At 45.4% G+C, this 26,332-nt stretch carries 25 protein-coding genes and 2 pseudogenes; 15 read left to right on the forward strand and 12 right to left on the reverse strand.

The window, feature by feature from the left end; all coding sequences use genetic code 11:
- Positions 1–193: 193 nt before the first annotated feature.
- The 5 genes and pseudogenes from EKG38_RS23370 to asnB all read left to right on the forward strand — a co-directional run.
- Positions 194–514 (forward strand): annotated as a pseudogene (locus EKG38_RS23370) (UMP phosphatase); the annotation flags it as partial.
- Positions 515–790: 276 nt separating this feature from the next.
- Positions 791–1,627 carry a TIR domain-containing protein gene (locus EKG38_RS23375; RefSeq protein ID WP_126523303.1) on the forward strand — a complete coding sequence of 279 codons (837 nt, stop codon included), beginning with the start codon at positions 791–793 and terminating at the stop codon, positions 1,625–1,627.
- A 72-nt stretch (positions 1,628–1,699) separates the two neighbouring features.
- Positions 1,700–2,149 (forward strand): annotated as a pseudogene (locus EKG38_RS23380) (HAD hydrolase-like protein); the annotation flags it as partial.
- Between the two features lie 705 nt (positions 2,150–2,854).
- Positions 2,855–4,564 carry a M28 family metallopeptidase gene (locus tag EKG38_RS23385; RefSeq protein ID WP_126523326.1) on the forward strand — a complete coding sequence of 570 codons (1,710 nt, stop codon included), beginning with the start codon at positions 2,855–2,857 and terminating at the stop codon, positions 4,562–4,564.
- 463 nt (positions 4,565–5,027) lie between these two features.
- Positions 5,028–6,689: an asparagine synthase B gene (gene asnB / locus EKG38_RS23390; protein ID WP_126523304.1), complete on the forward strand. Its 1,662-nt coding sequence runs from the start codon at positions 5,028–5,030 to the stop codon at positions 6,687–6,689.
- 79 nt (positions 6,690–6,768) lie between these two features.
- Here asnB and EKG38_RS23395 read toward each other — a convergent pair whose 3' ends face one another.
- The 4 genes from EKG38_RS23395 to EKG38_RS23410 all read right to left on the reverse strand — a co-directional run bounded on the left by EKG38_RS23395 (position 6,769) and on the right by EKG38_RS23410 (position 8,787).
- Entirely contained in the window at positions 6,769–7,122 is a 354-nt protein-coding gene (locus EKG38_RS23395; RefSeq protein ID WP_126523305.1) for a 5-carboxymethyl-2-hydroxymuconate Delta-isomerase, read from the reverse strand.
- A gap of 59 nt (positions 7,123–7,181) precedes the next feature.
- Positions 7,182–7,532 carry a VOC family protein gene (locus EKG38_RS23400; RefSeq protein WP_126523306.1) on the reverse strand — a complete coding sequence of 117 codons (351 nt, stop codon included), beginning with the start codon at positions 7,530–7,532 and terminating at the stop codon, positions 7,182–7,184.
- A 93-nt stretch (positions 7,533–7,625) separates the two neighbouring features.
- Entirely contained in the window at positions 7,626–8,333 is a 708-nt protein-coding gene (locus EKG38_RS23405) for a DUF445 domain-containing protein (RefSeq protein WP_126523307.1), read from the reverse strand.
- Between the two features lie 58 nt (positions 8,334–8,391).
- Complete coding sequence (locus tag EKG38_RS23410; protein WP_012142181.1) at positions 8,392–8,787, reverse strand: GNAT family N-acetyltransferase; 396 nt, start codon at positions 8,785–8,787, stop codon at positions 8,392–8,394.
- A 213-nt stretch (positions 8,788–9,000) separates the two neighbouring features.
- Between EKG38_RS23410 and EKG38_RS23415 the strand changes: the two genes are divergently transcribed.
- Positions 9,001–9,408: a VOC family protein gene (locus tag EKG38_RS23415; RefSeq protein ID WP_126523308.1), complete on the forward strand. Its 408-nt coding sequence runs from the start codon at positions 9,001–9,003 to the stop codon at positions 9,406–9,408.
- Here the strand turns inward: EKG38_RS23415 and EKG38_RS23420 are convergent, their stop codons facing one another.
- On the reverse strand, positions 9,409–10,428 hold the full coding sequence (locus EKG38_RS23420; protein WP_126523309.1) for a 2Fe-2S iron-sulfur cluster-binding protein: 1,020 nt from the start codon (positions 10,426–10,428) through the stop codon (positions 9,409–9,411).
- Positions 10,429–10,582: 154 nt separating this feature from the next.
- Here EKG38_RS23420 and EKG38_RS23425 point away from each other — a divergent pair, with 154 nt between their 5' ends.
- Both EKG38_RS23425 and EKG38_RS23430 read left to right on the forward strand, forming a co-directional pair.
- A complete protein-coding gene (locus EKG38_RS23425) occupies positions 10,583–13,693 on the forward strand; it encodes a DUF748 domain-containing protein (RefSeq protein WP_126523310.1) in 3,111 nt (1,036 codons plus the stop codon).
- 65 nt (positions 13,694–13,758) lie between these two features.
- Positions 13,759–14,115, forward strand: coding sequence for a glutathione S-transferase N-terminal domain-containing protein (locus tag EKG38_RS23430; protein ID WP_126523311.1), 357 nt, complete (start codon positions 13,759–13,761; stop codon positions 14,113–14,115).
- 55 nt (positions 14,116–14,170) lie between these two features.
- Here EKG38_RS23430 and EKG38_RS23435 read toward each other — a convergent pair whose 3' ends face one another.
- From EKG38_RS23435 to EKG38_RS23450, 4 genes are read right to left on the reverse strand one after another with little or no spacing between them, the layout of a single operon-like run.
- On the reverse strand, positions 14,171–14,578 hold the full coding sequence (locus EKG38_RS23435) for a CBS domain-containing protein (protein ID WP_126523312.1): 408 nt from the start codon (positions 14,576–14,578) through the stop codon (positions 14,171–14,173).
- Complete coding sequence (locus EKG38_RS23440; RefSeq protein WP_126523313.1) at positions 14,575–14,925, reverse strand: P-II family nitrogen regulator; 351 nt, start codon at positions 14,923–14,925, stop codon at positions 14,575–14,577. The genes EKG38_RS23435 and EKG38_RS23440 overlap by 4 nt, the downstream gene beginning before the upstream one ends.
- A complete protein-coding gene (locus EKG38_RS23445) occupies positions 14,915–15,706 on the reverse strand; it encodes a DUF1538 domain-containing protein (protein ID WP_126523327.1) in 792 nt (263 codons plus the stop codon). The genes EKG38_RS23440 and EKG38_RS23445 overlap by 11 nt, the downstream gene beginning before the upstream one ends.
- Positions 15,706–16,440: a DUF1538 domain-containing protein gene (locus EKG38_RS23450; protein ID WP_126523314.1), complete on the reverse strand. Its 735-nt coding sequence runs from the start codon at positions 16,438–16,440 to the stop codon at positions 15,706–15,708. The genes EKG38_RS23445 and EKG38_RS23450 overlap by 1 nt, the downstream gene beginning before the upstream one ends.
- A 358-nt stretch (positions 16,441–16,798) precedes the next feature.
- On the opposite strand from EKG38_RS23450, the gene EKG38_RS23455 reads away from it, so the two are divergent.
- Entirely contained in the window at positions 16,799–17,254 is a 456-nt protein-coding gene (locus EKG38_RS23455; protein ID WP_126523315.1) for a hypothetical protein, read from the forward strand.
- 79 nt (positions 17,255–17,333) lie between these two features.
- Here EKG38_RS23455 and yqfB read toward each other — a convergent pair whose 3' ends face one another.
- Positions 17,334–17,651: a N(4)-acetylcytidine aminohydrolase gene (gene yqfB, locus EKG38_RS23460; RefSeq protein WP_126523316.1), complete on the reverse strand. Its 318-nt coding sequence runs from the start codon at positions 17,649–17,651 to the stop codon at positions 17,334–17,336.
- A 175-nt stretch (positions 17,652–17,826) separates the two neighbouring features.
- Between yqfB and EKG38_RS23465 the strand changes: the two genes are divergently transcribed.
- On the forward strand, positions 17,827–18,063 hold the full coding sequence (locus EKG38_RS23465; RefSeq protein ID WP_126523317.1) for a DUF2986 domain-containing protein: 237 nt from the start codon (positions 17,827–17,829) through the stop codon (positions 18,061–18,063).
- 85 nt (positions 18,064–18,148) lie between these two features.
- On the opposite strand, the gene EKG38_RS23470 is transcribed toward EKG38_RS23465, so the two are convergent.
- A complete protein-coding gene (locus tag EKG38_RS23470) occupies positions 18,149–19,666 on the reverse strand; it encodes an MATE family efflux transporter (RefSeq protein WP_126523318.1) in 1,518 nt (505 codons plus the stop codon).
- Between the two features lie 24 nt (positions 19,667–19,690).
- Entirely contained in the window at positions 19,691–20,530 is an 840-nt protein-coding gene (locus EKG38_RS23475) for an ion transporter (RefSeq protein ID WP_126523319.1), read from the reverse strand.
- Positions 20,531–20,705: 175 nt separating this feature from the next.
- On the opposite strand from EKG38_RS23475, the gene EKG38_RS23480 reads away from it, so the two are divergent.
- The 5 genes from EKG38_RS23480 (at position 20,706) to ablB (ending at position 26,019) form a co-directional block, all read left to right on the forward strand.
- Positions 20,706–21,245 carry a L,D-transpeptidase family protein gene (locus tag EKG38_RS23480; RefSeq protein ID WP_126523320.1) on the forward strand — a complete coding sequence of 180 codons (540 nt, stop codon included), beginning with the start codon at positions 20,706–20,708 and terminating at the stop codon, positions 21,243–21,245.
- Between the two features lie 33 nt (positions 21,246–21,278).
- Positions 21,279–21,851 (forward strand): VOC family protein, encoded by a 573-nt coding sequence (locus EKG38_RS23485; RefSeq protein WP_126523321.1) that lies wholly within the window; start codon positions 21,279–21,281, stop codon positions 21,849–21,851.
- A 634-nt stretch (positions 21,852–22,485) separates the two neighbouring features.
- A complete protein-coding gene (locus EKG38_RS23490; RefSeq protein WP_126523322.1) occupies positions 22,486–23,679 on the forward strand; it encodes a KamA family radical SAM protein in 1,194 nt (397 codons plus the stop codon).
- Positions 23,680–23,681: 2 nt separating this feature from the next.
- Positions 23,682–25,136: a sodium:solute symporter family protein gene (locus EKG38_RS23495; RefSeq protein ID WP_126523323.1), complete on the forward strand. Its 1,455-nt coding sequence runs from the start codon at positions 23,682–23,684 to the stop codon at positions 25,134–25,136.
- Entirely contained in the window at positions 25,123–26,019 is an 897-nt protein-coding gene (gene ablB / locus EKG38_RS23500; RefSeq protein ID WP_126523324.1) for a putative beta-lysine N-acetyltransferase, read from the forward strand. Before EKG38_RS23495 ends, ablB begins: the two co-directional genes overlap by 14 nt.
- Positions 26,020–26,332: the final 313 nt, after the last annotated feature.

The following is a 26,332-nucleotide window of genomic DNA, read 5'->3' on the forward strand; positions in this document are numbered from 1 at the left end:
AATTTCAGGTCCTGTAACCCAGGAAAGCACATCTCTATGCCCCCAATCACTCAGCCCTTTTTAATTTGGCATGATCCGGAACCCCAAACGTAAATCCCAGATAAAAGTCATTGTAATTGCGGCTAAATTGGCATTATATAAAGCAATCTGGTTAAACAAAGCACTGATTTCACAATTCAAGCGAGATCTATTAATGAAAAATATTATTTGCGATATCGACGGCGTTTTACTGCACAACAATAAACTGATCCCCGGTAGTGATAAGTTCATCCACCGAGTTTTAGAACAAGGTAACCCCTTGGTCATCCTGACCAACTATCCGGTGCAAACCGGCAAAGATCTGCAAAACAGACTCGGCGCTGCGGGCCTCAATGTCCCCGAAGAGTGTTTCTACACCTCGGCGATGGCAACGGCCGACTTTCTCAAGCATCAAACGGGTAATAAAGCCTTCGTTATCGGTGAGGGCGCCCTCACCCATGAGCTTTATAAAGCGGGTTTTACCATCACAGCAGTTTGTTACTAATTGCACTCGTAATATTGCCTCTCACACGATTTTAAAAGAACACTCGCTTATCATCTTAAACACATCAGATTTTTGTTGTTATAGTAAGGGTTACTCCGCTTAAGCAGGTCACCCCATCACAGCGGTTTGTTACTAATTGCACCTGTAAACCCTCTCGCTCAGCATCACAAACTCCATTTTAAAACAGTCAGTTACCTCCCCTATTTCATTGCCTTATTTGTGTATCTCGGTAGAATGTTCTTAATAGAACCATTTTGTGAGGCATGGATGGATAAGCAAGAAGTGACAGACTCTATGAAAGTAGAGATCATTACAGAGTTAAGCAGACTAAGAAATAGACTTATTGACGAAGTTGCTCCTGCATTTCAAAACAAGGGTTCAAACTTTGGTGCTCAAAGATTTGTTGCATGGAAAAAAGCAGTATCAAGCTTTTATGAAGAATCACTACCTTGTGAACAACTGCGATTTAAAGGAATGTTTAATACTTTTGTTTTGGTTATCAAAGCGACTGATTTAGAAACATTCTGGAATAATGATGGGAATCGCATGGTAGCTTACATGGATTCTCTTATGCTTGACATCAAAAATGGTGAGTATGATTTCACTCCAATCAACAAGGACGTTAAGCAAGTGGATATAATACCTGTAACACCTACAGTAAAATCTAAGAAAGTGTTTATCGTTCACGGCCATGATGGTGAAGTTAAATCTCGCACTGAAGCTTTTCTTCGAAAACATGGATTCGACCCAATTATTTTACATCTTAAAGCAAGTGGTAATAAAACCATTATTGAAAAGTTGGAGCACAACACAAAAGATGTGGGCTATGGAATAGTTCTATACACACCTGATGATATGGGTGAAGTAAAAATCAAAGCAACTGACGGAGACTTAGCACTTAGAGCACGCCAAAACGTCATTTTTGAGCATGGATATTTGATGGGACTTATTGGACGACCTAATGTAGCAGCAATCGTTGAAGGCAATGTTGAGCTACCTAGTGACATCAATGGTATTGTTTACATCCCAAATGGTGCTTGGGAGATTGATCTTTTAAGAGAACTACGTGAAGCAGGCTACACCATCGATCCAAATAATTTGTAGTTTCTTGACATATAAAACCCTTACTTAAACACATCAGGTTTTTGTTGTTATAGTAAGGGTTGCCTAAAGTTGTCAGGCGCGAGCATCACCGATATCAACCCCGACTTTGTCATCGTCGGCGAGACACGTTCCTATAACTGGGAGATGATCCATAAGGCAGCGCGCTTCGTCGTCGAAGGAGCCCGCTTTATTGCAACCAACCCCGATACCCATGGCCCCTCTTTTAGCCCGGCCTGCGGAGCCCTGTGTGCGCCCATCGAGCGTATCAGTGGTCGCATGCCCTTTTATGTCGGTAAACCCAGTTCATGGATTATCCGTTCTGCCTTAAACCATATCGAAGGCCACTCGGAAAATACCATTATTATTGGCGACAATATGAAGACTGATATTTTGGCGGGTTTTCAGGCGGGTCTTGAAACGGTACTGGTCACCAGTGGCGTCAGCCAGCTCAAAGATATTGAGCTGGAGCCATTCAGACCTAACCATATCTTTAACTGCGCAGCCGATATAGACATAGTTTAAAAGCTATAAGTTTAAAAACCATTAGTTTAAAAGCTTTAAGTTTAAAACCTATGGATATAATACTCAGCCCGTTGAGATAGCCCGCTTTTCAAAGCGGGCTATTGCCATTTATAAATCAAGCTACAGAGGTATTTTCCAGCTCTTACATAGCCAACACCATTCCAAGCCCCACTTCCAACACTATTATTAACTTTTATAACCAGCGATAACCGGCATTACTAAGACTCTTATTGATGTCTGGTTAAAGATACATTTGTAACATCTGGATATATTCTGAAGTTAGAGGCGTTTATGGGGAATTCTACATCTGTGTTTGGTTTTTTGTGGTCACTGTGTTCGATAGTCGCATTTTTTTGCATCAAATATACGGCTCACGGAACGATGAACTTATTTTCGTTAATTTGCGGCACGCTGGTTGCGTGCATAGGGTTAGTGTTAATCACACTTAAAGGCGACTTCAGATCGGTTAATCATCCGTAATAACATACTTGAACCGAATAAAGCACTTTATCGCTAGCTATAGAGGGGGGATATGAGTCAGCCTTCTCTTTGCTCTCTTGCTTGGCCTCTTACGTTGGTGCAACACAAGGTAACACTTTTCTGCCATCCCCCTCTTGTCAAAGCGGGCAATTTTCCTTCATCATGTTCGCCGACTATTTTAATAAGTCATTCTAAGTCAGAATAACAATAATAACAGGACCAATGATGCGATTACTGCTTCCGCTATCGCTGCTTGCATTGCTCAGTGCATGTAGCCAACACCCCAGCCAACCCCAAACTCTCAAGTTGGAAATCGACCCGCAAGTCGACACGGCAAGTGTCACTCAGGTCAGCTTCGATGAAGTCCAATTCAGAGAAGATATTAAAACCCTCTCCTCCGATGAATTTGAAGGTCGCGCCCCTACCACCCGTGGCGAGAAGCTCACACTGGATTACCTGACACAGGCCTTTAAGGCAATGGGACTAAATGGTGCAAATAACGGTGATTACCTACAAGCCGTCCCTATGGTCAGTTACACCGCATCGGAAGCGCAAGAGGTGAACCTCGCCGGACTGACACTCAAATACCGTGAAGATGTGGTACTGGGCAGCCGCCATGATAACGGCGGTGTCGATATTAAAGATGCCCCTCTGGTGTTTGTCGGTTATGGCATCTCTGCCCCCGAGTATGACTGGAACGACTATCAAGGTATCGACATGGCAGGCAAGATAGCCGTCATGCTGGTTAACGACCCGGGGTTTGCCAGACCAGACTCGGGCCTGTTTAACGGCAAGGCGATGACCTATTACGGCAGATGGGACTATAAGTATCTGGAGGCCAGCAGACAAGGCGCCCTGGGTGCCATCATCATTCATGACACAGCGCCCGCTTCCTACCCCTGGTCAGTGGTGGAAAACAGCTGGACCGGTGCACAGCAAGACCTTGTGCACAGTAAGGAGAAACAAGCTGAGCGTGTTCAGGTTGAGGGTTGGATTACCCTCGACGCCGCAAATGAGCTTTTCAACAAGTCCGGAATATCGTTAAAGAACCTCAGTGACCGTGCGGCAAACAGCCCTGTTAATCTGCCGCTTAAGCAGAGCGCCGACATTCAGTTTTCCAATACAGCTGAGTATGCCAACAGCTACAATCTTGTGGCTACACTACCCGGTGTTAAGGCCGCAGACGAGCATGTCTTGTTTACCGCTCACTGGGATCATATCGGCGTAGATGAAAATAAAACTGACGATAAAATCTATAATGGTGCACTCGATAATGCCTCTGGTACCGCAGGCATTATGGCCATCGCCCGTCAGTTTGCACATCAGGCCAAGACTGGCAACCCATCAAAACGCTCGCTCACTTTCATTGCAACGACAGGTGAGGAACAAGGCTTACTCGGCTCTCGATATTACGCAGCGAACCCCATCTACCCGATAGATAAGTCGGTGGCTGTATTTAATCTCGATAGCACCAACATTTATGGCAGAACCAGTGACTACACGATTGTTGGCAAAGGGAAATCTGAGTTAGAGCAATACCTTATCGAAGCACTGGCACCTCAAAATAGAGTGGCAACATCAGAGAGTCGCCCTGAATCGGGTGGCTTTTTCCGCTCAGATCATTTCAGCTTCGCACAGAAAGGGGTACCCGCAGTATTTGCTGGTGGAGGCAGCCAGCCTGTCGATGAGTCCACCAGAGCGTATAAAGCCAGAATGAAGGAGATAATGAAAGGCTGTTACCATAGCACCTGTGATGAATACCGCCATGACTGGGATCTTAGCGGTGCCCTCGAAGATATCGCCGTCTATTATCATGCCGCCGACTCTCTCGCCAACAATTCTGATTGGCCCGGTTATTATCAGGGAACCGAGTTTCACTCTTTACGAGCGGCAAAGTCTGATGAGAACAGAGTGACAGCTAAATTAGAAGAATAATTCTCTGTTAGTCTGCTCCAAAAGCAGGGAAGCTCAATCGAGCGGCCCTGCTCTTCTTAAGTTGTTTCTCCTGAATAGCCCTACACTATGCCCCGTTAGGTCATTCCCCCAAACTTCACCAACATAAAGCGAACGGCCAAGGCTTTGAGCCTGTTAGTTCAACTTTTAGACTGCCCGGTATATAAATCGCGCTAAATCGCTGTTTTTAGATATTGTTTAAACAATAATAATTTCATTGCTAATAATGAAATTATTAGCCCTTTAATAGCCGACAACCAAAGATAACCCAACAAAATCCACCACGCGTTGAGCTTTCCTCATTTTAGCCCGCGAAAGATCGGATTAACCAAGCTCAAAACCCCACTTTTATCGAAGATTTGTCAATTCCGCATTTGGCAAAATGTAAAATTGCTGGCACAGTAACACTCAATTGAGATTTACACCGTTTTGCTGGAGATAGCCTATGTGTTCAATATTTGCCATTTTAGATATTAAGTCTGATGCGACGCCACTTCGTCAGGTTGCGCTGGAGATGTCTAAACTACTTCGTCATCGCGGTCCTGATTGGTCAGGGATCTACAGCTGTGATAAAGCGATTCTCGCTCACGAGCGTCTCGCTATTGTCGATATTGAACACGGTGCTCAACCTCTGCTCAGCCAAGACGAAAGCATTATTCTTGCTGTCAACGGTGAAATCTATAACCACAAAGAACTCAAAGCCGAATTAGGCGATAAGTACAGCTACCAAACCAACTCTGACTGTGAGGTGATCCTATCCCTTTATCAGGAATATGGCGCAGACTTCCTGGACAAACTTAACGGCATATTCGCATTTGTTTTATACGATAAGACGAAAGATCTTTATCTGATTGGTCGCGACCATATGGGGATAATCCCGCTCTACACGGGTCTCGATGCAGAGGGAAACTTCTATATTGCTTCGGAAATGAAAGCCTTGATGCCGGTATGTAAAACTGTCGAAGAGTTCAAGCCCGGCCACTACATGACTAGCAGCGAAGGTTATGTGCATTATTATCAGCGTGACTGGCGAGAGTTTGATGCGGTAAAAGAGAACCCCGCCAGCGTTGAAGAGCTCAGAGATGCGCTTGAAGCCTCGGTAAAGCGTCAGTTGATGTCTGATGTCCCTTACGGCGTCTTGCTCTCCGGCGGCCTAGACTCTTCGGTTATCTCAGCAATCACTCAAACTTTTGCTAAGCGTCGCATCGAAGATGATGGCGAGAGCAGTGCATGGTGGCCACAACTTCACTCTTTTGCCGTCGGGCTTGAAGGTGCACCTGACTTGATTGCCGCCAAGAAAGTGGCCGATGCCATTGGGACGATTCACCATGAGATCACCTTTACCTTCCAGGATGGTATCGATGCGATCAAAGATGTGATTTATCATCTGGAAACTTATGATGTCACCACCATTCGCGCCGCGACACCTATGTACTTGATGGCCAGGAAAATTAAAGCCATGGGCATAAAGATGGTGCTCTCTGGGGAAGGAGCCGATGAGCTATTTGGCGGTTACCTCTATTTCCATAAGGCACCCAATGCACAAGCATTCCACGAAGAGTTAGTACGTAAGCTCGATAAACTGCACCTGTTTGATTGCCTGCGTGCAAACAAGGCAATGGCAGCCTGGGGACTGGAAGCACGTGTACCTTTCCTCGACAAGGAGTTCATGGATGTCGCAATGCGCATTAACCCGGAAGCCAAGATGTCTAAAGATGGCAAGATTGAGAAGCATATTCTTCGTCAAGCCTTCGAACATAAGTTACCTAAAGAGGTGGCTTGGCGTCAAAAGGAGCAGTTCAGTGATGGCGTTGGCTACTCCTGGATCGACGGCTTGAAAGAGTTGGCCGAAGAGAAAGTTGATGACCTTAAATTAGCGAATGCAAAATACAGGTTCCCTTACAACACCCCTGAAACCAAGGAAGCCTATTTCTACCGCAGCTTTTTTGAGGAGCTTTTCCCATTGCCTACAGCCGCTGAAACGGTTCCAGGCGGCAAATCGGTAGCTTGTTCGACACCAGAGGCCTTAGCATGGGATGAGAGCCTGCGAGGGATTATTGACCCATCGGGACGTGCGGTGCGCTCGGTTCATGAACAGGCCTATTAATCACTAGTTCATCGTGAGCGGTGGTAATCAAGGTTATCACCGCTTTTTCATATCAGTCACATACCGTTAGTGGATATGATTAATGGCCACAGGTTAAGTGTTTAGCATAAGCCGTTGCATTAATATCTATCACCTCTATAGTCAGGCTATACACAGAGACCGTTTCAACGGAAATCGAATCATAAACAGTCGACAGCAGATGTTGTTTCTGCTCATCCGTTCGTCCTGGCATGATCTTTATTGTGATATGAATAAAACTACCTAGATGGTTATCGCCCACCTGATAATCATCACAGCGAATCGCCCTGGTCTTAATAGCCGATCGTTCGAACAAGCCAGAGTTAATCGCACCATGATGGACAAGTTGAACAAACTGCTTAATATCAATCTCGTGCGCTAATGGCGCCGAATATTCGATGATACAATGGGGCATAAGCGACTCCTGTTAAACGGCTCTGATTAACCTACTCTTACTTAACTACTCTTGCTGAACTACTGTGACCAAACCCCAAACTCATTACCATTGGGGTCTTTAAAGTGAAATCTTCTGCCACCAGGAAAGGAAAATACCGGCTCAGTGATAGTGCCGCCAGCGGCTTCAACACCAGTAATGGATTCAAGCAGGTCATCTGAATAGATAACTATCAGCACCGAGCCTCTGTTTAGTTCGAACGAGTGAGGCGACAGGTAAAATCCCCCCGCGATCCCGGCTTGATTAAAACAGCTATATTCCGGCCCATAATCCGTAAAATCCCAGCCAAATGCCCGGTTAAAAAAGGTTTTAGTTTGAGCCAAATCTTTTACAGGAATTTCCAGATAGTTGATTTTGTTATGCTGATCCATTTTAACTCCATTAATAACTTCACAGACTCTTTTATAGCATAGCTTTATGGATAACAAAAAGGGAGCCGAAGCTCCCTTATATTTAACTGAATATCAGATCTTTAGCATTGCCGCTATGAAGCCAATGACCCCACCAAAAACGCCACCCCAAACAACCAACCAACCCAGGTGTTCTTTTATCATCTCTTGAATGATCTCTTTGACTAATTGCGGTGTCAATTCGTTGAGTCGCTGAGTGACAATTTCATTGATTTTTGTGCGCATATCATTGAGCACATCGGGCTGCTCTAACTCACTCTTAAGCAGGGCATAAAACTCTTCACTTTGGGATAGCTCAACCAAAGAGCTTTTCATCTTCTCGATAAATGGCTCCTTCAAGGGAGTAATGGCTTCACTTCCTCCAAACATAGCCAGCATGCCACCCAATGATGACTGCTCAACGGTGGTGACTAAGGCATCGAATGCCGGCGTCAAATCGACCTGTTCAATCACAGGCTGCAGATTGATATGAGATTCACCGCCACCTTGCTCCGACAAAAAGCGGTCTATATTTTCGTCGGTAAAAAACTGTTTCATCATCAAGTGAGAGATCCCGTCCTTGAACTCTTCGAAACGAGATGGGACGACACCTGAGCCATAAAGCCCCGGTACCTTCTCAAACAACATATGAATCGCAAGCCAGTTTGTGACGGCTCCGGAGAGTGCAAATAATCCGATACTGATGATAATCGGAGATGCAAAAAAATACCCTGCCATAACCAAAGCGGCTGCGATCAGGTTTGTAATAACGCTCTTATTCAAGCTACTAGCTCCAAAATTAACTAAACAGCTAATAATACCATAGAGTATTCGGCATTAATCAAATGGAGAATGATTCAATAGGCACAAATCCATCCCCTTCCAACCTTTCTCTGCGAACGGCGAGGACTTGAGTTTCATCGGCAAGCTCTTTGGCTTTTGCGACCAAGTCTCTGGCAATCCCTTGGCCACGAAACGACTCGGCTACATAGAGGTCATCAAAATACCACAAAGGTTTTAGTAAGCTGGATGAAAATGACGGGTATAACTGAATAAAGCCAACCGGCTCACCACAACGTAGAGCAATAAAAATAACCGAGTCATTTTCGAGTAACCTGGACTCGATAAACTCTTTCCCTCCCTGAGGATCAGACTCCTTTCCTAAACTTTTTCTATATTCATCGAACATGAGTGCTAAAGATTCAAGATCTTCATCTATCGCTATTCTTATCTGCATTTTCATTCCTTGAAATGGCGACCAACAATACCTTAGGCACGGGCAAAAAAGGTAACTTTAATCTAACCAGTACCGGTAACTTCTCTTTCTGTTACATCAGCTTATCATAGGTTAATAATTTTATTAGCGAAAAACAATATACTCAGCTTTATTTTAAAAGTTTAAAGCTGAACTACACTTTATCCATATATGTTGCTCATTAAGGAGCTGAAGATGGGCTCACCTTTCACGACACCAGGTGCATTGAGTTGGCACGAGCTAACTTCAAACCATTGTGAAGACTCAATCACTTTCTACGGAGAAGTTTTTGGCTGGGAATTTAAAACCATGCATCTGGGCCATGGCCCCTATCACATAATAGAAAATCAAGGAGTTGCAATCGGTGGGATCACACCCAACCCCTGCCCCAAACAGACAAGCCATTGGACAGGTTACATCACGGTAGAGGATGTGGACAGCGTCGCTATCAAGGCCAAGTCATTAGGAGGTGAGCTGTTATATGGCCCGGAAGATATTCCTCGCGTGGGCCGGTTTTGCTGGATAAAAGATCCCCAAGGCGCAATCATCGCAGCAATAAGTTACCTCAAATCGGCAGTAGACGATGACAATAAGACTGTATAGCTAATCCCGTGCTCGACTCCTGAGATCTTTATAGTCGAAAGATAGCACGTGCACTCTATCCAATGGTGTGCCGTTTAAAAATATCGTCTCTTGTCCCTTAGAGACAAAGCTTGGCTCACCACACAGGTAAAAACGATTCTGACTATCGCAAGGCATACAGACATCGAATGGGTGTCGGCTCATGGCAATATCAAATGGGTTTCCCTGCAGGACTCGATTAGAAAGATGTTCCTCTGAGTTATTGTCACTCTCTATACAGGCTTGATAAGTAAAGTTTCGATATTCCATCATCATTTTCAGCAAGGTTGAGTGCTGATACAACTCCTCGAAGTTTTTTGCACCATGGTATAGATAGATCTCTCCTCGATGACCATTGTCCAAAGCATCTCTGGCTATTCCATACACCGTTCCCAAACCTGTCCCGCTCCCAATCAAGATTAAGGTATCATCGACAAAATCTGTCGAATAACAGCAATCTCCCCAGGGGCCCTGGATCAGTAAATTTTCACCGACACTGGCATGAGTGAACAGCCAATCACTAAACTGACCGTTATATTTTCTTCTGACATGTAACTCGATAAACTCAGAAAGTGCACCATTGGTAACAGAGTAACTTCTGGTAAGGCCATCGAAACGGCGTAAGTTAATGTGTTGTCCCGCCCTGTGGTCTATTTTCTCCGCCGCCTCTATTCTCAATTTAACGACAGAATCAGACAGGTACTGTTTGGAATACAATTTAGCCGGAATAAACAGATCTTGAGCTAATAAAGATTTTAATTTAAGCCCCGCTGTTGGACGGCACTGACAGGAACACAGATAGTGGTTCTCCTTTAAACGGGATGTGAGCCCTCTTTGAGCCCCCGCCGTTAACTCCCCTTCAAGGTGCTGCACTAAGCAGGTTTTACACCGCCCTTTCTTACAAGAGAAGTTAACCCGATGCCCCTCTCTGAGCAGGGCATCTAACACGGTTTCATCGGGTAGAGCATCGACTCCTTGCCCATCAAAATAAAATTTTGTCATCAGCGCCTATACCAATCTTATTAAATATCGAGCTTAGAAAATTGATTTTAATCCGAGCAAGTAGGCTTTTATTTCATTAGATTTCTATTACAAATCTATTAAGTTAGCTAAACTAGCAACAGGATCAAAGTTATTTATAGATGATAAGGTAAGTATGTTCGCTATTAGGGAAAAATTCAGTAATTTCTCAGAGAAATTTAAACAATTACCTAAGTATCAACGATACCTCTCTATCCTGCTAACTTCATATTTTGTCTATTCGGGGATCTTAGGTCTAATTGTCCCCTATGCCGTCGAAAAGCAGCTCCCGGTACAACTTGAATCACTATTAAAAAGGCCGGTAAGTTTAGATGATGTCAGCATCAATCCCTTTACACTTAATGTAGTTTTGACCCACTTTAAAATAGATGAGACCGATAACCGTGAGTTTGTCGGTTTTGATACATTGGGCTTTGAATTGCGCTTTTGGCACTCTCTGTTCAATGGGGCAATCAGCATTAGCGATGTCAGCTTAACTCAGCCCTTCGTGTTTACCGAGCGTTTAAATACCAAGGAAAATCTGCAATTCAATTTTTCAGATATTCTGGCTGAACTTGCAAAGTCTCCCGAATCACCTCAAGAGCCATCGAATGAACCAATGAGCTTGCCCCATGTGATCGTTGAACATCTGTCGATTGCTAACGCTAATTTTTTATATTCAGATACGGTCACCGACAGCCAATTACATTACCCGGCGGTAGATCTTAAACTGAAAGGTTTCGATACCTTAACAGACATTACAAGCACCTCTTCGGGTAATCACTTTTCCATTCACTTTGTTGGAAAGCAAGGGGGAGATATCTCCACACAGGGACAGATACAGGTATCTCCGTTCAATATCGTCGGCGAGTTAGCATTAACCGCAATAAAATTGCCACACTTTTGGTCTTTTATCTCTGACGACTTTAAGGCGAAACTCGAAACCGGACAGTTGAATTTCCAAAGTCATTTTGAAGTAAAATCAAACACAACATCGAGTCAGGCACCTATTCAAGTGGTCACCAGCCAAGGGGCCTTCTCTTTAGAAAATATCCTGTTTACCCATGAAGACCGCCCTTTGGTGAGCTTGCCATTACTGGCCCTTGAGGGCATAGAACTCAATCTTGATGATAAAGAGATAGTCGTTAACCGTTTACATACCGAAAATTTAGACCTGAACGCCAGCATCACCTCCGATGGAATAGATATTGTCCCATTGTTCATCCCGAGCTTTATGGCTAATTCTGCCAGTGAAACAGGCTCAGTAAAGGTCAACAAGGCTGAGCATACAGGATCAGAAGACAAAGAGAGCGAACATTCAAGCTTATGGTCTGCGACCTTAAGTGAAATATCTGTAAAAGACTATGCGCTGAACATACAAGAAAGCCTGCTCACCGAAAATACGCCCTGGCGCATAGCGCCGATAAACCTGACAACAGGGTCAATACAGTCTGATTTCAATTCCCCTATCGAATACCGTTTAGACTTAGGTATTAACGCTCAAGAAGACTTAGGTATCAACGCTCAAGGCAAGTTAACATCGACGGGCAAGGTCGAGGTCAATCAACAGCACCTTAATGCAGATCTGCAGCTTACTGGTTTTTCGTTAAAGCAGCTGCAACCCTATCTGGCCCCCTTTATTAATATCACAGTCAAAAATGGTGAGCTCAACTCAAGCGGTCGCTTAGAAGCAAGCTCGGCCGATGAGTTAAGCTTTGTCGGTGATATCACAGTCAATGAACTGCTGGTTAAAGACAATCAACACAAAAAGACGTTGTTGAAATGGCAGTCGATGGCGATAGAAAAGTTAAACTTTGATCAGGGTAAACAGCAATTAACTATCAGTCAGATTAACTTCTCTCAACCCTACAGCCGCATCATCATAGCTGAAGATAAAAGCACGAACTTCCAACAGTTACTTGTGAGTACGCCGCCGACGCCTAAACCCGAGGCAAAGGAAACTCCCGAGATAAAAGCCGTTGAAAGTGCTCCTGAGCTATCAGAGTCTAATCAACAAGCTCCTTTGGATATAAGGATCGGTAAGATCACGGTCTCTGACGGTTCGACCTTCTTTGCCGATAACTCACTGACCCCCAACTTTGCGGCAAGTATTGAACAGGTAGAGGGAAGCGTGAGCCAACTGTCCTCGTTATCGGACAAAGCTGCGGTTGTCGATATAAAGGGAAAAATTGACAAATATGCCCCCGTCACTCTCAAAGGAGAGATTAACCCCTTACTCGAACAACCCTACCTGGATCTGGATCTTGACTTTAACAGTGTGGAGCTCACATCCGTTAACCCCTACTCAGGAACCTATGCCGGATATTATATCGATAAGGGGCAGCTTTCATTAGAGCTAAGCTACTTGCTAAAAGACAACAAGCTAAACGGCAGCAATCATATCGTCGTCAATCAGTTAAAGCTCGGGGAACCCAGCGATAGTAGCCTGGCCACCAGCCTGCCCGTTACGCTTGCCATCGCCCTGTTACAAGACAGACATGGTGTTATCGACTTAGGACTCGAGGTATCGGGCGATCTGGACTCTCCGGACTTTAGCGTGGGCAGTATTGTGATGACGGCATTTACCAATGTGATCACTAAAGCCGTTACGGCACCATTTACTCTACTCGCCGGGCTATTTGGTGACGACGAAGAGCTCGATAAAATTGAATTTGCTGCGGGTAACGCGCAGATTACTGATAAAGAGAACAGTAAGCTGGCAACGCTTGCCACCGCCCTTCTCGACAGACCTAAGTTAACCTTGAGTATTGAGGGCGCGATCAATTCGGCCACCGACAGCCGTGTACTGCAAGAGAAGGCACTGTGGGACAAACTGGCTCAGCTAAGCCAACTTGAGATTGAGGAGTTGCCGGAAGCACTCTCGCCGAGTACCTACCCGACACAAGGGCCACTATCCAAAGCGCTTATAGCCCTGTATGAAACTGAATTGATGCAAGATGCCAATGAACTTAAACAGCAAATCAGCAAGAGTCATGAAAAAGACTCTGCTCTTAGCGAGCCACAGCTACTGACTCAGTGGCATATAGCCCTCTACAATCACTGTCTTAATCGGCAGGTGGTCGATGATAATATGTTAGGCACTCTTGCAAGCGAGAGGGCGCAAGCGGTAAAAGCGCACTTAATCAATATCAATAAGGTTCCGGCAAATCGAATATTTCTGCTCGACAGCCGCGTCGATATCAATCAGGGCGCACAGGAGGCGCTACTGACATTAGGGGCAGATTAAAAGATTTAATAATTCTGTGACATGGGTTACACTCTGGCGGATTTTGACTTATTCAGAGGTAGCTCATGTTTATTGTTCGTTGGATTCTAGGCCGTATCATCCTAATTCTTAATTTCATTTTCGCCCCAAAGAAACGTAAGCGTCCACAGGATGAACAATCTAAAGTCGATGCCGCAACTAAGTTACTCGCGTTATACGAATACAAAGCCTGCCCATTTTGTGTCAAAGTTCGTCGCGCAATGCGTCGTCAAGGGCTCAACATTGAGACTCTCGATGCTAAACAAGATGACCACAAGTCAAGACTGGTCAGTCAGGGCGGTCACGCTAAAGTTCCTTGCTTGCGTATAGAGGAGAACGGTGAGACTCGCTGGATGTACGAATCTTCAGATATTATCAATTATCTGGATAAGCGATTCGCATAAGTGAAACGAAAATAGCGACCTCTCAGGTCGCTATTTAATCAGCTAAAACAAAGCGTTACTGCTTTTCGGCCATCATCCCTTTAAGTACCAAATCATGATAACTCACTAAACCTAAGATTTTACCCGCTTCGATCACAGGTGCCTTTGTGATACGAAATCGTTCAAACAAGCGAGCACAATAGCGGACGTCCATCTCAGGGCTGACAGAGAGTACGGGTTTGATCATGATCTCGTAGATATTCACCCGCTCCGGGGCTTTATCCTTTGCCAGCACTTTCTTGGCAATATCACTCATCAGTACCATACCGAACTCATCGTCTTCATTACGTTTATTGACGAGTAATACTCTCACGTCTTGAGAGCTGGCCAGTTCTATGGCATCGGCAACAGTATCAAGTCCATCGACCATGACAAACTTCTTCGTCATCACATCTGCATTTCGGACTATCTTTCGGTGGCTCATAAATCATCCTCAATATCTTTACTGATCTGTTGGACCTGATGGGCAACCCCAACGGCATCTTCGACATCAATCTGAATTGCGATCCCTTGACCCGGATTTATATCAAACCCTCCGACTCGATTGATCGTTTCCAGTATACTTCTGCTCTTATGTTCTTCGACTAAAAATAAAATCACATCCCGCTGAACATCCAAAGAGAGTCCCATAAAGGTCTTTTTCTTCTCCAGCCCTTCGCCTCTGGCGTGATTAATCACTGTTGCGCCAGTCGCACCCGCCTCTCTCGCTGCATCGAGAATATTATTGGTAGTGACATCATCTACGAATGCGATAATGAGTTTAAAGCGCATCTTTTTGCTCCTTTAACGAACGTCTCTTATTTAATTTTTCAACTATTTGTGCATATCCCATCACAGATATCATGGGAAATAAGCTGGCAAAAGCGATCAGACCAAATCCATCGATAAGCGGATTTCGTCCCTCAACATTTGTGGCTAAACCTAGGCCCAAAGCCGCGACTAAAGGTACGGTAACGGTTGATGTTGTCACCCCACCCGAATCATAGGCCAATGGCACGATGAGTTTAGGTGCATAAAAGGTCTGGATAACCACAATGACGTACCCTGCCATGATGTAATAATGGATCGGATCGCCCACGACAATCCGAAAACAACCTAACGCGATACCAAACGACACACCGATAGCCACCGAGATCCGTAAACCCTGTACACCAATGGCTCCAGCCGATACCTCATTCGCTTTAATCGCGACCGCAATTAACGAAGGCTCGGCTATGGTCGTGCTAAAACCTATGGCAGCTGCAAATATATAGACCCAGAAATAATCTTGCCAAACAGTAGGTGCATGAACCCCGGCTTCAGGGTGAATAAATTCAGGCGACGTCAACTGCTCTGCCATGCTCTCACCAATGGGAAACAGTGCCAGCTCAAGCCCGACCAGGAAGAGGCTCAGGCCAACAATCACGTAAACAAACCCAAGCGCAACCTGCCGCAGATTTGCTATAGGACGTTTTAACACCCCTAGTTGGAAACCAAACAGGATAACCGCAATGGGGATCACATCCCTTGCAGTCAATAAGAAAGTGGTAAACAGATTCGTTAGCATCTCCATCACAGCACCACCATCCCATAGATAAGCACGAATATCATCGGCGTTAAGCTGGCAAACGCGATTAAACCAAAGCCATCTAACATAGGGTTCCGTCCTTTAATGACCGTCGCTAAGCCAACTCCTAAAGCTGTGACAAGGGGCACAGTGATCGTTGAAGTGGTTACCCCACCAGAATCATAGGCGATGCCAATGATATTCTCTGGTGCAAAGCCGGTCAGAATCATCACTGTGACATAGCCACCAATGATAAGGTAATGAATCGGCCAACCCTTAAGAATACGAACAACACCGAGTAAAATGGCCAAGCCAACCGATATGGCGACGGTTAACCTCAACCCCATCGCATAACTGTCCATCGCCTCTTCTGTCATCGCAATGGCATTACCCTCCGCTGCGACTTGCGCGGCCTCATTTGCCACGGCGGTGAGCGCGGGCTCCGCTAATGTCGTCCCAAAGCCCAAAGAGAATGAGAAAATGACCAACCAAAACACGCTGCCCTTTCTGGCAAGGGCTTGTGCCAAAGATTCACCGATGGGAAACAAGCCCATCTCCAGTCCGAATACAAAAAATGTCAAACCAAAAACGATGAACACTAGGCCAATTAGAATAGAAAAGAGGTTATCAGGCGCTTGCTGTAGAACAAAAACCTCAAAAAATCCGACCACGAGAATGATAGGAATAAGGTCCTTAAAACTCGATAACAGGGATTGGAGCAGTTTTATAATTGCGGCCATCTAATCTCCGAATCATTCAATCTGAAAATGGAAAACTGAACACCAACATTCACCATAAACTCCCCTCTCCTTTGGGTTATGCCACACATAAATAGTGCCAGCGCCATGATAAATAGCAACAACTAAATAACAGAGTCACATCAATACTTGAGCGAAATCAAGTTGGCAGCAATTTTGATATAACTGTTCCATACCCGAACCAGTATCCAAACGAGGAGTGTAAAAAAATGTCAGTAAGCTGCTAACTTGCTTGCTTTTCAGTTATCCTGCTACCAATGGTGACATTTCATGGTAAATTTCTGCGCTAACTGTAAAGGTAACCCCTTTAGCGAAGATGTGAAGAATTAAAAGAGCGGATATGTTAAAAAATATAATAAAAATAATGTCGGTACTCATCGCCCTCAGCACCATCTCGGCTTGTGCCAGCCACAAAACCGATCCCGACGATTTTAAAAATCGGGTTAAAGACAGGTTTAAAACGGACATAAGAAGTAATGGCATAAAGCTATTCACCTATAAAGCCAAGCTCGAGATGCCTGAAGAGGGCAATACCGAGCTGGCTCATCAGGAACGAATCAAGGAGCTAAAGAAACAGAGTCGTTCTAAATCTGCCAAGCGCTCTATCTATACCCCGGACCTTTCAGATTGGACGGAACAGATAGAGCTGGGATTATCAAAAACATTGGACATGACAGGGTACTGCCGGGAAGGCTTTATGGAGTTAAGCAGAATGATTGAAGTCGGCCGCGCCGAAATTAGAGGTGAATGCAACGAAGGTGCCACCGATGAAGACAGAGAAAGGTTCTCCTCTTAGTTAAAGTCGGTGTGTTATACATGGGGAAAGCATCGACCATAGTAGCGCCAATAGCCTTCCCTTTTAGCTTTCAACCCTTTTAAGTGCGTACCAGGTGAAAGCTAATCATCCATAGTGTCTCTATCTCACCATAGATATCGGTAATAACAGACCTTAATTCCGGTAATGTCATATTTTCCTGCTCGGCGTGGATCTGGTTAAGTTCATCAAATTTGATGCACTCGACCGCGTCAATCAATACATCACAAAACCAACGGTCGGTTTCATAGGTCGAAACAGCAACCCGCTGTCCCGCTTTGTAATGAGACTCAGAGGCATCCCTTAATGTAATGGTTTTCGCGCCAGAGAGAATATCTTTCTCAAATCTTTGAAAAAAAGTGATTTTATTAGATGACATAGAGGCTCAATAAACTATTAATACGATAAATTGGGGTTCACTTTGCCAATAAGTGGTAAGAAAATCCATATTTAATGGCTTGACGGCCAAGATTAAGTTAAAATCCGCACCCGGTTTACAACTGGCCGACACTTTTTGAAGGTCAGAGATATGAAAGCACATTGCTAGAGAGCTTATGAACAAAAAACAGAAAATGATCAAGATGACGGCGAAACGTGCCAAGGCTCGCCTGAACAAGCATACAGCTCCTACCATCAAAAAGTATGTCTCTAAAGGTGATCGTGCAAAAGCATTAGCTCAAGAGCAAGCAGACGCGGCACTATCGGCTAACACGCCAAGCGACGTAGAGCAGAGCTCAGTCGAAGAGGTTCAGGACGTACAAGTTGAGCCAACGGATACAAAACAAGCTTAAGCTATATCTTTCTTGATATGATTTAAGACAATAAAAAGGGAGCCTAAGCTCCCTTTTTTAGCATTCAAATTAAGGTTTTTAGCTGTTAGCCAGCCCTGCTGTCTGTAGCATTCAATGATTTCGTCAGTTCATTACTGGCTTCACAATCCTGCTCTTCCGTTATCTGGGCCATCTGAGCACAGGAAGAGGACAATGGATTAGGGCTACTTGGCATAAGCTCACTATCCAGTAACTCCTCATCCGCCTTATTTACTAACTCCGCATCTCCATACTGTAAAGAGGTTTGTTTCACTTTATCGATCAACCTGAAGGCTGCTAACACCCCAAAAACAGCAAAAATGATAGACCCGATAACTTGCCCTATCAACACACCATATACACCAGCCCACTTAGCTCCGAAATAGACAAATGGTATGGTGCCGATCGTGGCTTTTCCCACATTAAAGAAGGTAGAGTATTTAGGTTTACCTAAATTATTAAATGAAGCATTCGCTACAAAGAGCGCACCGGAAAATATAAAAAATACGGAAATATAACTGCAGAAAAAACGGATGATGTCGGCGCTATCTCCCTGCATATCGAATATGGAAACAATCTGCTCTTGTAACAGCATCAAAATCAGAGAGACAGCGATGACATATAAGATGCAAAACTGTAGTGCCTTAGTGAGACTCTCTCTCACCCGGCTAAATTCATGGGCACCAAAATTTTGACCAACAATGGGGCCAATCGCACCAGACAGCGCAAATATCATTCCGAATGAAACGGGAATTAAACGCCCTAACACTGCCCAGCCAGCCACATACCCATCACCAAAATCAGCGATAGCTCGGGTGACAACGGCGTTGCCTATCGGTGTCGCCACATTCGTCAACATAGCAGGGCCTGCAATGGCAAATATCGGCCTTAAATCTGCCTTAAAACTATCGAGCTCAAACTCTCCGAAGAGTTTATGCTTTGTAATGACGCCACGAGCTGCGATGATAAGAACCGCAGTCCGAGCCAGTACCGAGGCTACCGCGGCCCCCTCAATTCCCATTCCCAGCGCAAAGATAAAAATCGGGTCAAAAACTAAGTTAACGCCACCGCCGGCTAAGGTCGACATCATAGATAGCTTAGCATCACCCACGGCTCTCAACGCCGCTCCTAACGCCATTGCCAGACAGATGATAGGAAGAGACGGCACCAGGATATAGAGATAACTCGCAGCCAGCTCAGCCGTATGGCCAGTCGCACCGACTAGGGAAAGCACCTCAGGAATAAAATAGGTCATGACCGCAGATACACATAAGCTCATGAGCAAGGTCACCACCGCACTATTGAGCAGTAATCTCTTGGCTACATCTAACTGCTTTGCCCCGATGGCGCGGGAGACTAATGCGCCCAGAGCGATGGACAGACCGATGCCGATAGATGTCGTAAAAAATGAGATAGTTCCGGCGTAACCGACGGCTGCGGCTAACTCTTGTTCGCCGAGCAGACTGAGAAAAAAGATATCGATTAAATCGACCACAAAAAGTGCCGAGATCCCGACTGCAGCCGTGGAACTCATCACCAATATGTGACGCATTATCGAACCTTGAACAAATTTAGCGACTGTCATCTATTTCCTTCGTTACCCATCTCATTAAACATCGTTCTCTAATTCACTACCACAATGGTCGCAATAGTCAGCGTTATTTTCATGACCTTTCTTTAAACAGTTGCTGCATCTCCGTAGGTCTTTATTTCGTCCCATCTCCTGAGATATTTCTACGGTTAAAATGCCTGTCGGAATCGCAATAATTGAATAACCTAACAACATAGTAAATGCAGCTATTACTTGACCCAAAGTGGTTCCGGGCGTGATGTCACCGTAACCCACAGTTGTGATCGTCACGATGGTCCAATAGATCGACTTAGGTATTGAGGTGAAGCCATTTTCAGGACCTTCGACCACATACATAATCGCGCCCAGCACCATGATAATCAGGCTGACAGAGAAGAAGAAGATAAAGACTTTACGCCCAGACTGTAACATAGCCCTCAGTAAAACATTGCCCTCACTAAGATATCGTAACAATTTAAGCACTCTGAAAATTCTAAAGAGCCTTAATATTCTGATGACTAAGGTGAAGTTGGCTCCGGGGAAAAACAGGGCCAGATAACTGGGCAAAACAGACAAGAGATCGACGACGCCATAAAAACTTCGGGCATAGCTGACGGGGTGAGCCGAACAATACAGCCTCAGAGCAAACTCTATGGTGAAAATCACGGTGAATATCCATTCAAATATCCGTATGATTTCACCATATTGCTCATGGATCCCTGCCATAGTGTCCAAGAACACCAAAGAGACACTGATAATAATACAGATTATCAAGGCGATATCGAAATATCGTCCAGCCTTAGTATCGGTACCAAAGATGATCTCTCGTAGTTTATACCTCATCGAAGTGTCGGGTATTTGATGATTATCTTGCTGCATGCGGACACTCTTTCCTTGATTGAGAAGATGAGGCTACGCCAATTAGCGCAGCAGAGTATTTTGCCACTTCTCATAGATAATACCAAACAGATTAAATTCCTCCCTGCCCTAAACCAATAATTGAGGTAAGATATAACTATTAACAGCGGTTTAATCATCGGACCCTCGACACCTGATGCACAAAATATTTATTCTAGTCTCATTCGTCATCTCGATAAGTTACTCGTTACAAATAGGCGCTGTGACCTCGTTACAGAGTGCGAGTTACAGTTCATCTAATACCAGCATTGGCAAAATCGATCTTGTTGTTGTCGACAAATCACAATCGAGCATGGCATTGATGCGTAATGGACAGATCCTACGCAAATATCGTATCGCAATGGGTGACCGTCCTGTGGGCCACAAGTTAACCGAAGGCGATCAGCGCACGCCTGAAGGCCGTTATCTGCTGGATTACAAAAAGTCTGATAGTGCATACTACCGCGCCATCCATATCTCCTATCCCAATGAAGAAGACAGTCTCAGGGCAAACGCATTAGGACTCGATCCCGGTGGACAGATCATGATCCATGGGCAAAATCCAAATTCATCTTTATCACCCGAAGAGGCACAAAGGTACAACTGGACCGATGGCTGTATCGCCATTACCAATGCTCAAATGGATGAACTTTGGCGCGCGATAGATGAAGGAACCCCGATCGAAATCTGGCCTTAACGCCCAATTTTTTACTGGAAATATACCCCTATAATGACCTCTCCAATCACATACCAGAACCTAGATGATGCATGGCCAAGCTTTAGTGACAGCATCACAGACTTCATCTCAGAATTAGGATTAGCTCAGCTTCAATTAGCCTGCGATCATGTGGCTTTAAGAGTCAATGACACAGATTCGGCCAAACGTTTGAGCCAGGATTTTGAACGGGTTGGCAATGTCATCTCCAACAATATCATCAATGGTCGCCCCATCTTAATATTTGAGCTTAATTCTCCCTTAATCATTGGCGATATGAGCATAGATTGTGTCGAGCTGCCCTACCCGGGAGAGAAAGCCTATCCGGTAGAGGGGTGGGAGCACATAGAGCTTGTCCTGCCTTGCCAGGCAACAACATGTGAAGCACTCAGAGATGAACTATTCAAGATAGCGCCACAACTCGAATCAGTCTTAAAGATGAAGACGGAGATTAAGGTAAAGATGAGCTCACCTCAGGGAGAGCATGAACGTCTTGCCAACCCTACGATAGCCTTTAAAAAAGGGAGTATCTGCATCAAGGTGCATCCCCATGGGATCAAAGATGTGATTGCTTCAGAGCAAGCCTAGCTAAACTGGACAGGGCTTAACTTAGCTAAAAAAGTGAGCACCAATTCACGTGCTCACTAATTCTTAACTTTCTAAGCAAGCGTTTTAACTGGTTATTCATAGAAGCTAATGTTATAGGTTCAGACATCAATTACATTCAGTTGAAATTATTTTGCCCACACCAGCCCTAATCATTCGCTCAAATAAGATAAATCGACGTTAAACTTCTAAGCTTTCATAATCACATATTTATTCAATACATCATCACTACTTACTCATCGGCAGAAAACTGTCGATTCGCTATTTAACATCCCCTTAGCAGCAGATAAAACCGAACTCTCTCCTGAGCCGATTCTCAGGTTAGTAATTGATTGCAAGACATATTTTAATGGAACCCTTTTCGTTTGCCCAGGCAGTAAACATAGTGTTTTTTCTTCTGTCACCAGTCGAAGTCACTGTCTGTTTTGACGATCTCGATATTCAGCTCAGTCGATGTTTCAGTTAAAAACAGGGCTCCATTGTTAAATTTCACCACGCCAAATGTAAACAACTTGCAGCAGCGGTATTGAAGCCATGCATTATAAATGCGAAAATAGTTCGAACTCTAATCATTACGACTGTAACCATATTCAGTTCGTCTACAGGTAACCCCTCCATGTCTCAGGCATCCATACAAGTTAAGCAGTACACCCCGCAGATCCCCCTTAAGCTGGTCAAAAATAATAAAGAAGATAAGTTTGCTGACTACCAGTCACTGATGGACTTTGATGTTGCCAGCCGCCCCTGGCGGGAAACATTGGCACACTCCTTTAAAACGGACAGGGAGCTCTCCAAAGTATTCGGCAATATAAATCCGGTCGAAGAGGACGTTTATAAGGTCATCGCCACCCGTATTACGCCCTATATTGCTCAGTTGATGGACAAGGACGATCAGGCATGCCCGATCCGCATTCAATACGTTCCTGAGCAAAATGAAATGGATGTAGCACCACAAGAGATGGGGGATCAGCTGGCTGAAGATGACATGATGCCTGATGGAACCTCTATCGTTCACCGCTATCCTAACCGCGTGCTCTTTCTGGTACACAATATTTGTGGCGCCTATTGTCGCCACTGTACCCGAAAGCGCATGGTGTCAGATCCCCTGAATGTTATCTCTATGGATCGGATCCGCAAATCTGTGGAATACCTGCGTGAACACCCGGAAGTACAGGATGTACTGCTCTCAGGCGGTGATCCATTGTTGCTGACAGATGACAAGCTGGACCAAGTATTGTCCATGATCCGTGAAGCAAGGCCAGATCTTAAGATACTGCGCATCGGCAGCCGCTTGCCAACTCAGTTGCCTACACGTATTACGCCAGAGCTGTGTCAGATACTGGTTAAAAACCGTGTCACCCTGCTCAATACCCAGGTTAATCATCCCAAAGAGATCACTCCATTGTTTGTGAAGCATATGGCAATGCTGCGCACCAGCGGCATTATGTTGGGCAACCAAAGCGTGTTGATCAAGGGAGTTAACGACAGCGTTGAAGTGATGCGTGATCTGGTCATGGATCTGGTCTCCAATGGTATTCGTCCTTACTATGTTTATTCCATGGATCCCGCTCCCGGTAACAGCAAGTTTCAGGTCAGCTACGACCGTATGCTGGAGATCTACCATGGCATCCGGGGCTGGGTATCGGGACCTGCCATTCCAACCTTTATCGTTGATGGCATTGGTGGTCTGGGTAAAATGCCGGTACAGCCGGAATACGTACGCAAACAAGTGGTCGATGGCGAAACCAAACTCTTAGCGACCAATTTTGAAGGGCGAAACGCCGACATGTCTTTCCTGCTGGGTGAGTAATAATGCATTATTTTGACTATGCAATTTTTGCCTGCTATTTGATTGGACTGTTAGCGTTTGGTTACTACCATTTTCGTCGTCATGAAACAGGTGAAGATTACTATCTGGGTGGGCGAAATATCAAAGCCAGGCACGTGGGGTTCTCCATCGCTGCAACGGATGTTGGTGGAGGCTTCTCCATCGGACTTGCCGGGCTAGGTTTCAGTATGGGTCTTTCAGGCGCATGGCTGCTGTTTACCGGTTTACTGGGAGCCTGGCTCTCAGCCGTGTGGTTGCTCCCCAGAGTTAAGTTTTTGGAAGGGAAACACGGACTGTCTACCTACCCGGAACTGCTCAAGATTAGATTTGGCACCAAAGTCGCCATGCTGGCGGCTATAATTTCCTGTATTGGTTACCTGGGATTCACCGGTGCGCAGATGCTGGCGGGGGCTAAGTTAGCTGCGGCAACATTACTGACCGAACCGGTATTGGGTATCTCTAACCTGCAACTCATGCTCTGGGTAATAGGCGGTGTGACCATTTTGTACACCGTATTTGGCGGCTTGAAGGCGGTTATCTACACAGACAGTGTGCAGTGGCTCATTCTCCTTGCGGGCATGTCGTTGTTTGCTTTGCCCTATGCACTCGATGCAGTGGGTGGTTGGCAGGGGCTGATGGACTCATTGCCTGCCAGTTACTTTTCACTAACTGCCATCTCTCCGGTGTTGGCCATCAACTGGTTACTGACCATTACCCCAATTTGGCTGGTTGCCATGACTCTGTATCAACGCATGTTCGCCTGCAGAGACACGCAAACAGCGAAGCGGGCCTGGTATCTTGCAGGCTTTCTGGAGTTCCCCTTGATGGCTGTCAGCGGTGTAATTTTGGGAATGTGTGCCAGGGTGCTGCTGCCGGATATGGAGCCGGAGATGGCAGTACCTGCGATGATCCGGGATCTCTTGCCTATTGGCATCACAGGGATCATAATTGCAGCCTACTTCTCTGCCATTATGTCGACTGCTGACAGCTGTCTTATGGCCGCTTCGGCTAACCTGACTCAAGACGTACTCAAAATTCCAGCCAGTCATTCCAAGACGGTTCGCATCTCAATGATTGCCACCGCCCTGTTGGGACTCGCTGCTATCTTTTTGGCGAGTCAGGCGAATCAGGTTCTGGACGCCATTTTGTATGCCTATGGCTTTATGGTTTCAGGTCTGGTTTTCCCCACCCTGGCAGCTTTGTTCTGGCCCAAGGTGAGCGCCAAAACAGCGTTGGCCTCAATGTTAAGTGGTGGGCTGTGCGCCATCGCCCTGATGACCGGCCTGTTGCCACTACCCGAGACTCTTACCACCTTAGGGCTGGATGTGAGCATTTATGGTCTGGCTCTGTCGGCGCTGATCATGCTTATAGGCTACAAAATTTCACCCGAACTAACGGCCGATGTACAAGATGTGGAGGCCAATTATGAGCGAAGTTAATCGCAGCTTGTTTGATACCTGTGATCTACTCGAAGGTGCCAGTATTCAATATGGTCCGAATAGCAGCCGGGTGTATTTGATGTCTATGAAACAAGCTGAACCGGCTCGTCTGCCGGCGGCCATGTATCAATTAGCCAAAGCACAGGGCTATGGCAAATTAATAGCCAAGGTTCGCCAATGTGAATCGGAGCACTTTTTCAACCACGGCTTTACCGAGGAAGCGCGCTTACCGGGATATTACCCAGCCATTGGAGAGAGTGAAGGTGGCAGTGCGAGTATCCATGAAGATGCGTTATTGTTAGGTGCATATCTGGACTCTGAGCGCCAAATAGATACCAAAGCGGCAGAACATGAAAAAGTACTCACTCTGGCCCACAATAATCTCTCCAAGGTAACGTCAGCTCCTCATTGGCAGGTTATCCCATTGGATGAAGTGTACGTTGAAGAGATGGCTCATCTGTATCGTGAGGTCTTCCCAAGCTACCCCTTCCCTATTCATGAGGCTAGCTATCTGCTTGAAACCATGTCCGATAACGTCAGTTATTTTGGCATCAAACACCAGGGCCGACTGATCGCCTTAGCCTCTGCTGAGCAAGATCTGGATAATATGGCAGTGGAGATGACGGACTTTGCGACTTCACCTGAGTTCAGAGGGCTGCAACTGGCGGCGGCACTATTGAATAAGATGGAATCTTGCATGGAACAACTGGGCTTTCGTCAGGCTTTTACCATAGCCCGTGCGGGTTCAGTTGGTATGAACAGGACATTTGCCAAACATGGCTACCACTATCAGGGACGGCTGATTAACAATACTCAAATCAGTGGCCAGATTGAGAGTATGAATATCTGGTGCAAACCACTATGTGTGGAGAAAACAAAGTAATCGGCCAACAATCATGGTAAACGAATAGTTGCGTCAGCCCTTATGAACGAGAGACATGGATGTCGAACGGGTCTTAAGATAAGGAGATTGTTGCAAACCACCTCTGCCAAAAAACGAAGTTCACAGCCGCGCTCACACAGACTCTGGTTTCGAAAAAAGCATCTCTTCGATTTAGTATCTTATGCATGTGATTACCGAGGGAGCCTGACGGAATAAAAGCCAAGCGACTTTGTCGTTCACTATATAGTCTAGCCTATCATGCTAGATTTCCTTATTTAGGGATGCAGCTCGTTTAACTCGCAGTGCTCTGGTA

Origin of the sequence: Shewanella canadensis (assembly GCF_003966225.1) — a bacterium.
GTDB classification, from domain to species: Bacteria; Pseudomonadota; Gammaproteobacteria; order Enterobacterales; family Shewanellaceae; genus Shewanella; species Shewanella canadensis.

What these genes read in the sequence shown, in the direction of transcription:
- EKG38_RS23410 (WP_012142181.1), bottom strand. Translation starts at nt 8,787, where the DNA reads ATGCAGATAAGAATAGCGATAGATGAAGATCTTGAATCTTTAGCACTC.
- EKG38_RS23425 (WP_126523310.1), top strand. Translation starts at nt 10,583, where the DNA reads ATGTTCGCTATTAGGGAAAAATTCAGTAATTTCTCAGAGAAATTTAAA.
- EKG38_RS23450 (WP_126523314.1), bottom strand. Translation starts at nt 16,440, where the DNA reads ATGGCCGCAATTATAAAACTGCTCCAATCCCTGTTATCGAGTTTTAAG.
- EKG38_RS23455 (WP_126523315.1), top strand. Translation starts at nt 16,799, where the DNA reads ATGTTAAAAAATATAATAAAAATAATGTCGGTACTCATCGCCCTCAGC.
- EKG38_RS23420 (WP_126523309.1), bottom strand. Translation starts at nt 10,428, where the DNA reads ATGACAAAATTTTATTTTGATGGGCAAGGAGTCGATGCTCTACCCGAT.
- EKG38_RS23480 (WP_126523320.1), top strand. Translation starts at nt 20,706, where the DNA reads ATGCACAAAATATTTATTCTAGTCTCATTCGTCATCTCGATAAGTTAC.
- EKG38_RS23485 (WP_126523321.1), top strand. Translation starts at nt 21,279, where the DNA reads ATGACCTCTCCAATCACATACCAGAACCTAGATGATGCATGGCCAAGC.
- EKG38_RS23445 (WP_126523327.1), bottom strand. Translation starts at nt 15,706, where the DNA reads ATGGAGATGCTAACGAATCTGTTTACCACTTTCTTATTGACTGCAAGG.
- EKG38_RS23470 (WP_126523318.1), bottom strand. Translation starts at nt 19,666, where the DNA reads ATGACAGTCGCTAAATTTGTTCAAGGTTCGATAATGCGTCACATATTG.
- EKG38_RS23495 (WP_126523323.1), top strand. Translation starts at nt 23,682, where the DNA reads ATGCATTATTTTGACTATGCAATTTTTGCCTGCTATTTGATTGGACTG.
- EKG38_RS23465 (WP_126523317.1), top strand. Translation starts at nt 17,827, where the DNA reads ATGAACAAAAAACAGAAAATGATCAAGATGACGGCGAAACGTGCCAAG.
- EKG38_RS23395 (WP_126523305.1), bottom strand. Translation starts at nt 7,122, where the DNA reads ATGCCCCATTGTATCATCGAATATTCGGCGCCATTAGCGCACGAGATT.
- EKG38_RS23385 (WP_126523326.1), top strand. Translation starts at nt 2,855, where the DNA reads ATGCGATTACTGCTTCCGCTATCGCTGCTTGCATTGCTCAGTGCATGT.
- EKG38_RS23475 (WP_126523319.1), bottom strand. Translation starts at nt 20,530, where the DNA reads ATGCAGCAAGATAATCATCAAATACCCGACACTTCGATGAGGTATAAA.
- yqfB (WP_126523316.1), bottom strand. Translation starts at nt 17,651, where the DNA reads ATGTCATCTAATAAAATCACTTTTTTTCAAAGATTTGAGAAAGATATT.
- EKG38_RS23440 (WP_126523313.1), bottom strand. Translation starts at nt 14,925, where the DNA reads ATGCGCTTTAAACTCATTATCGCATTCGTAGATGATGTCACTACCAAT.
- EKG38_RS23400 (WP_126523306.1), bottom strand. Translation starts at nt 7,532, where the DNA reads ATGGATCAGCATAACAAAATCAACTATCTGGAAATTCCTGTAAAAGAT.
- EKG38_RS23490 (WP_126523322.1), top strand. Translation starts at nt 22,486, where the DNA reads ATGTCTCAGGCATCCATACAAGTTAAGCAGTACACCCCGCAGATCCCC.
- asnB (WP_126523304.1), top strand. Translation starts at nt 5,028, where the DNA reads ATGTGTTCAATATTTGCCATTTTAGATATTAAGTCTGATGCGACGCCA.
- EKG38_RS23435 (WP_126523312.1), bottom strand. Translation starts at nt 14,578, where the DNA reads ATGAGCCACCGAAAGATAGTCCGAAATGCAGATGTGATGACGAAGAAG.
- EKG38_RS23415 (WP_126523308.1), top strand. Translation starts at nt 9,001, where the DNA reads ATGGGCTCACCTTTCACGACACCAGGTGCATTGAGTTGGCACGAGCTA.
- ablB (WP_126523324.1), top strand. Translation starts at nt 25,123, where the DNA reads ATGAGCGAAGTTAATCGCAGCTTGTTTGATACCTGTGATCTACTCGAA.
- EKG38_RS23375 (WP_126523303.1), top strand. Translation starts at nt 791, where the DNA reads ATGGATAAGCAAGAAGTGACAGACTCTATGAAAGTAGAGATCATTACA.
- EKG38_RS23430 (WP_126523311.1), top strand. Translation starts at nt 13,759, where the DNA reads ATGTTTATTGTTCGTTGGATTCTAGGCCGTATCATCCTAATTCTTAAT.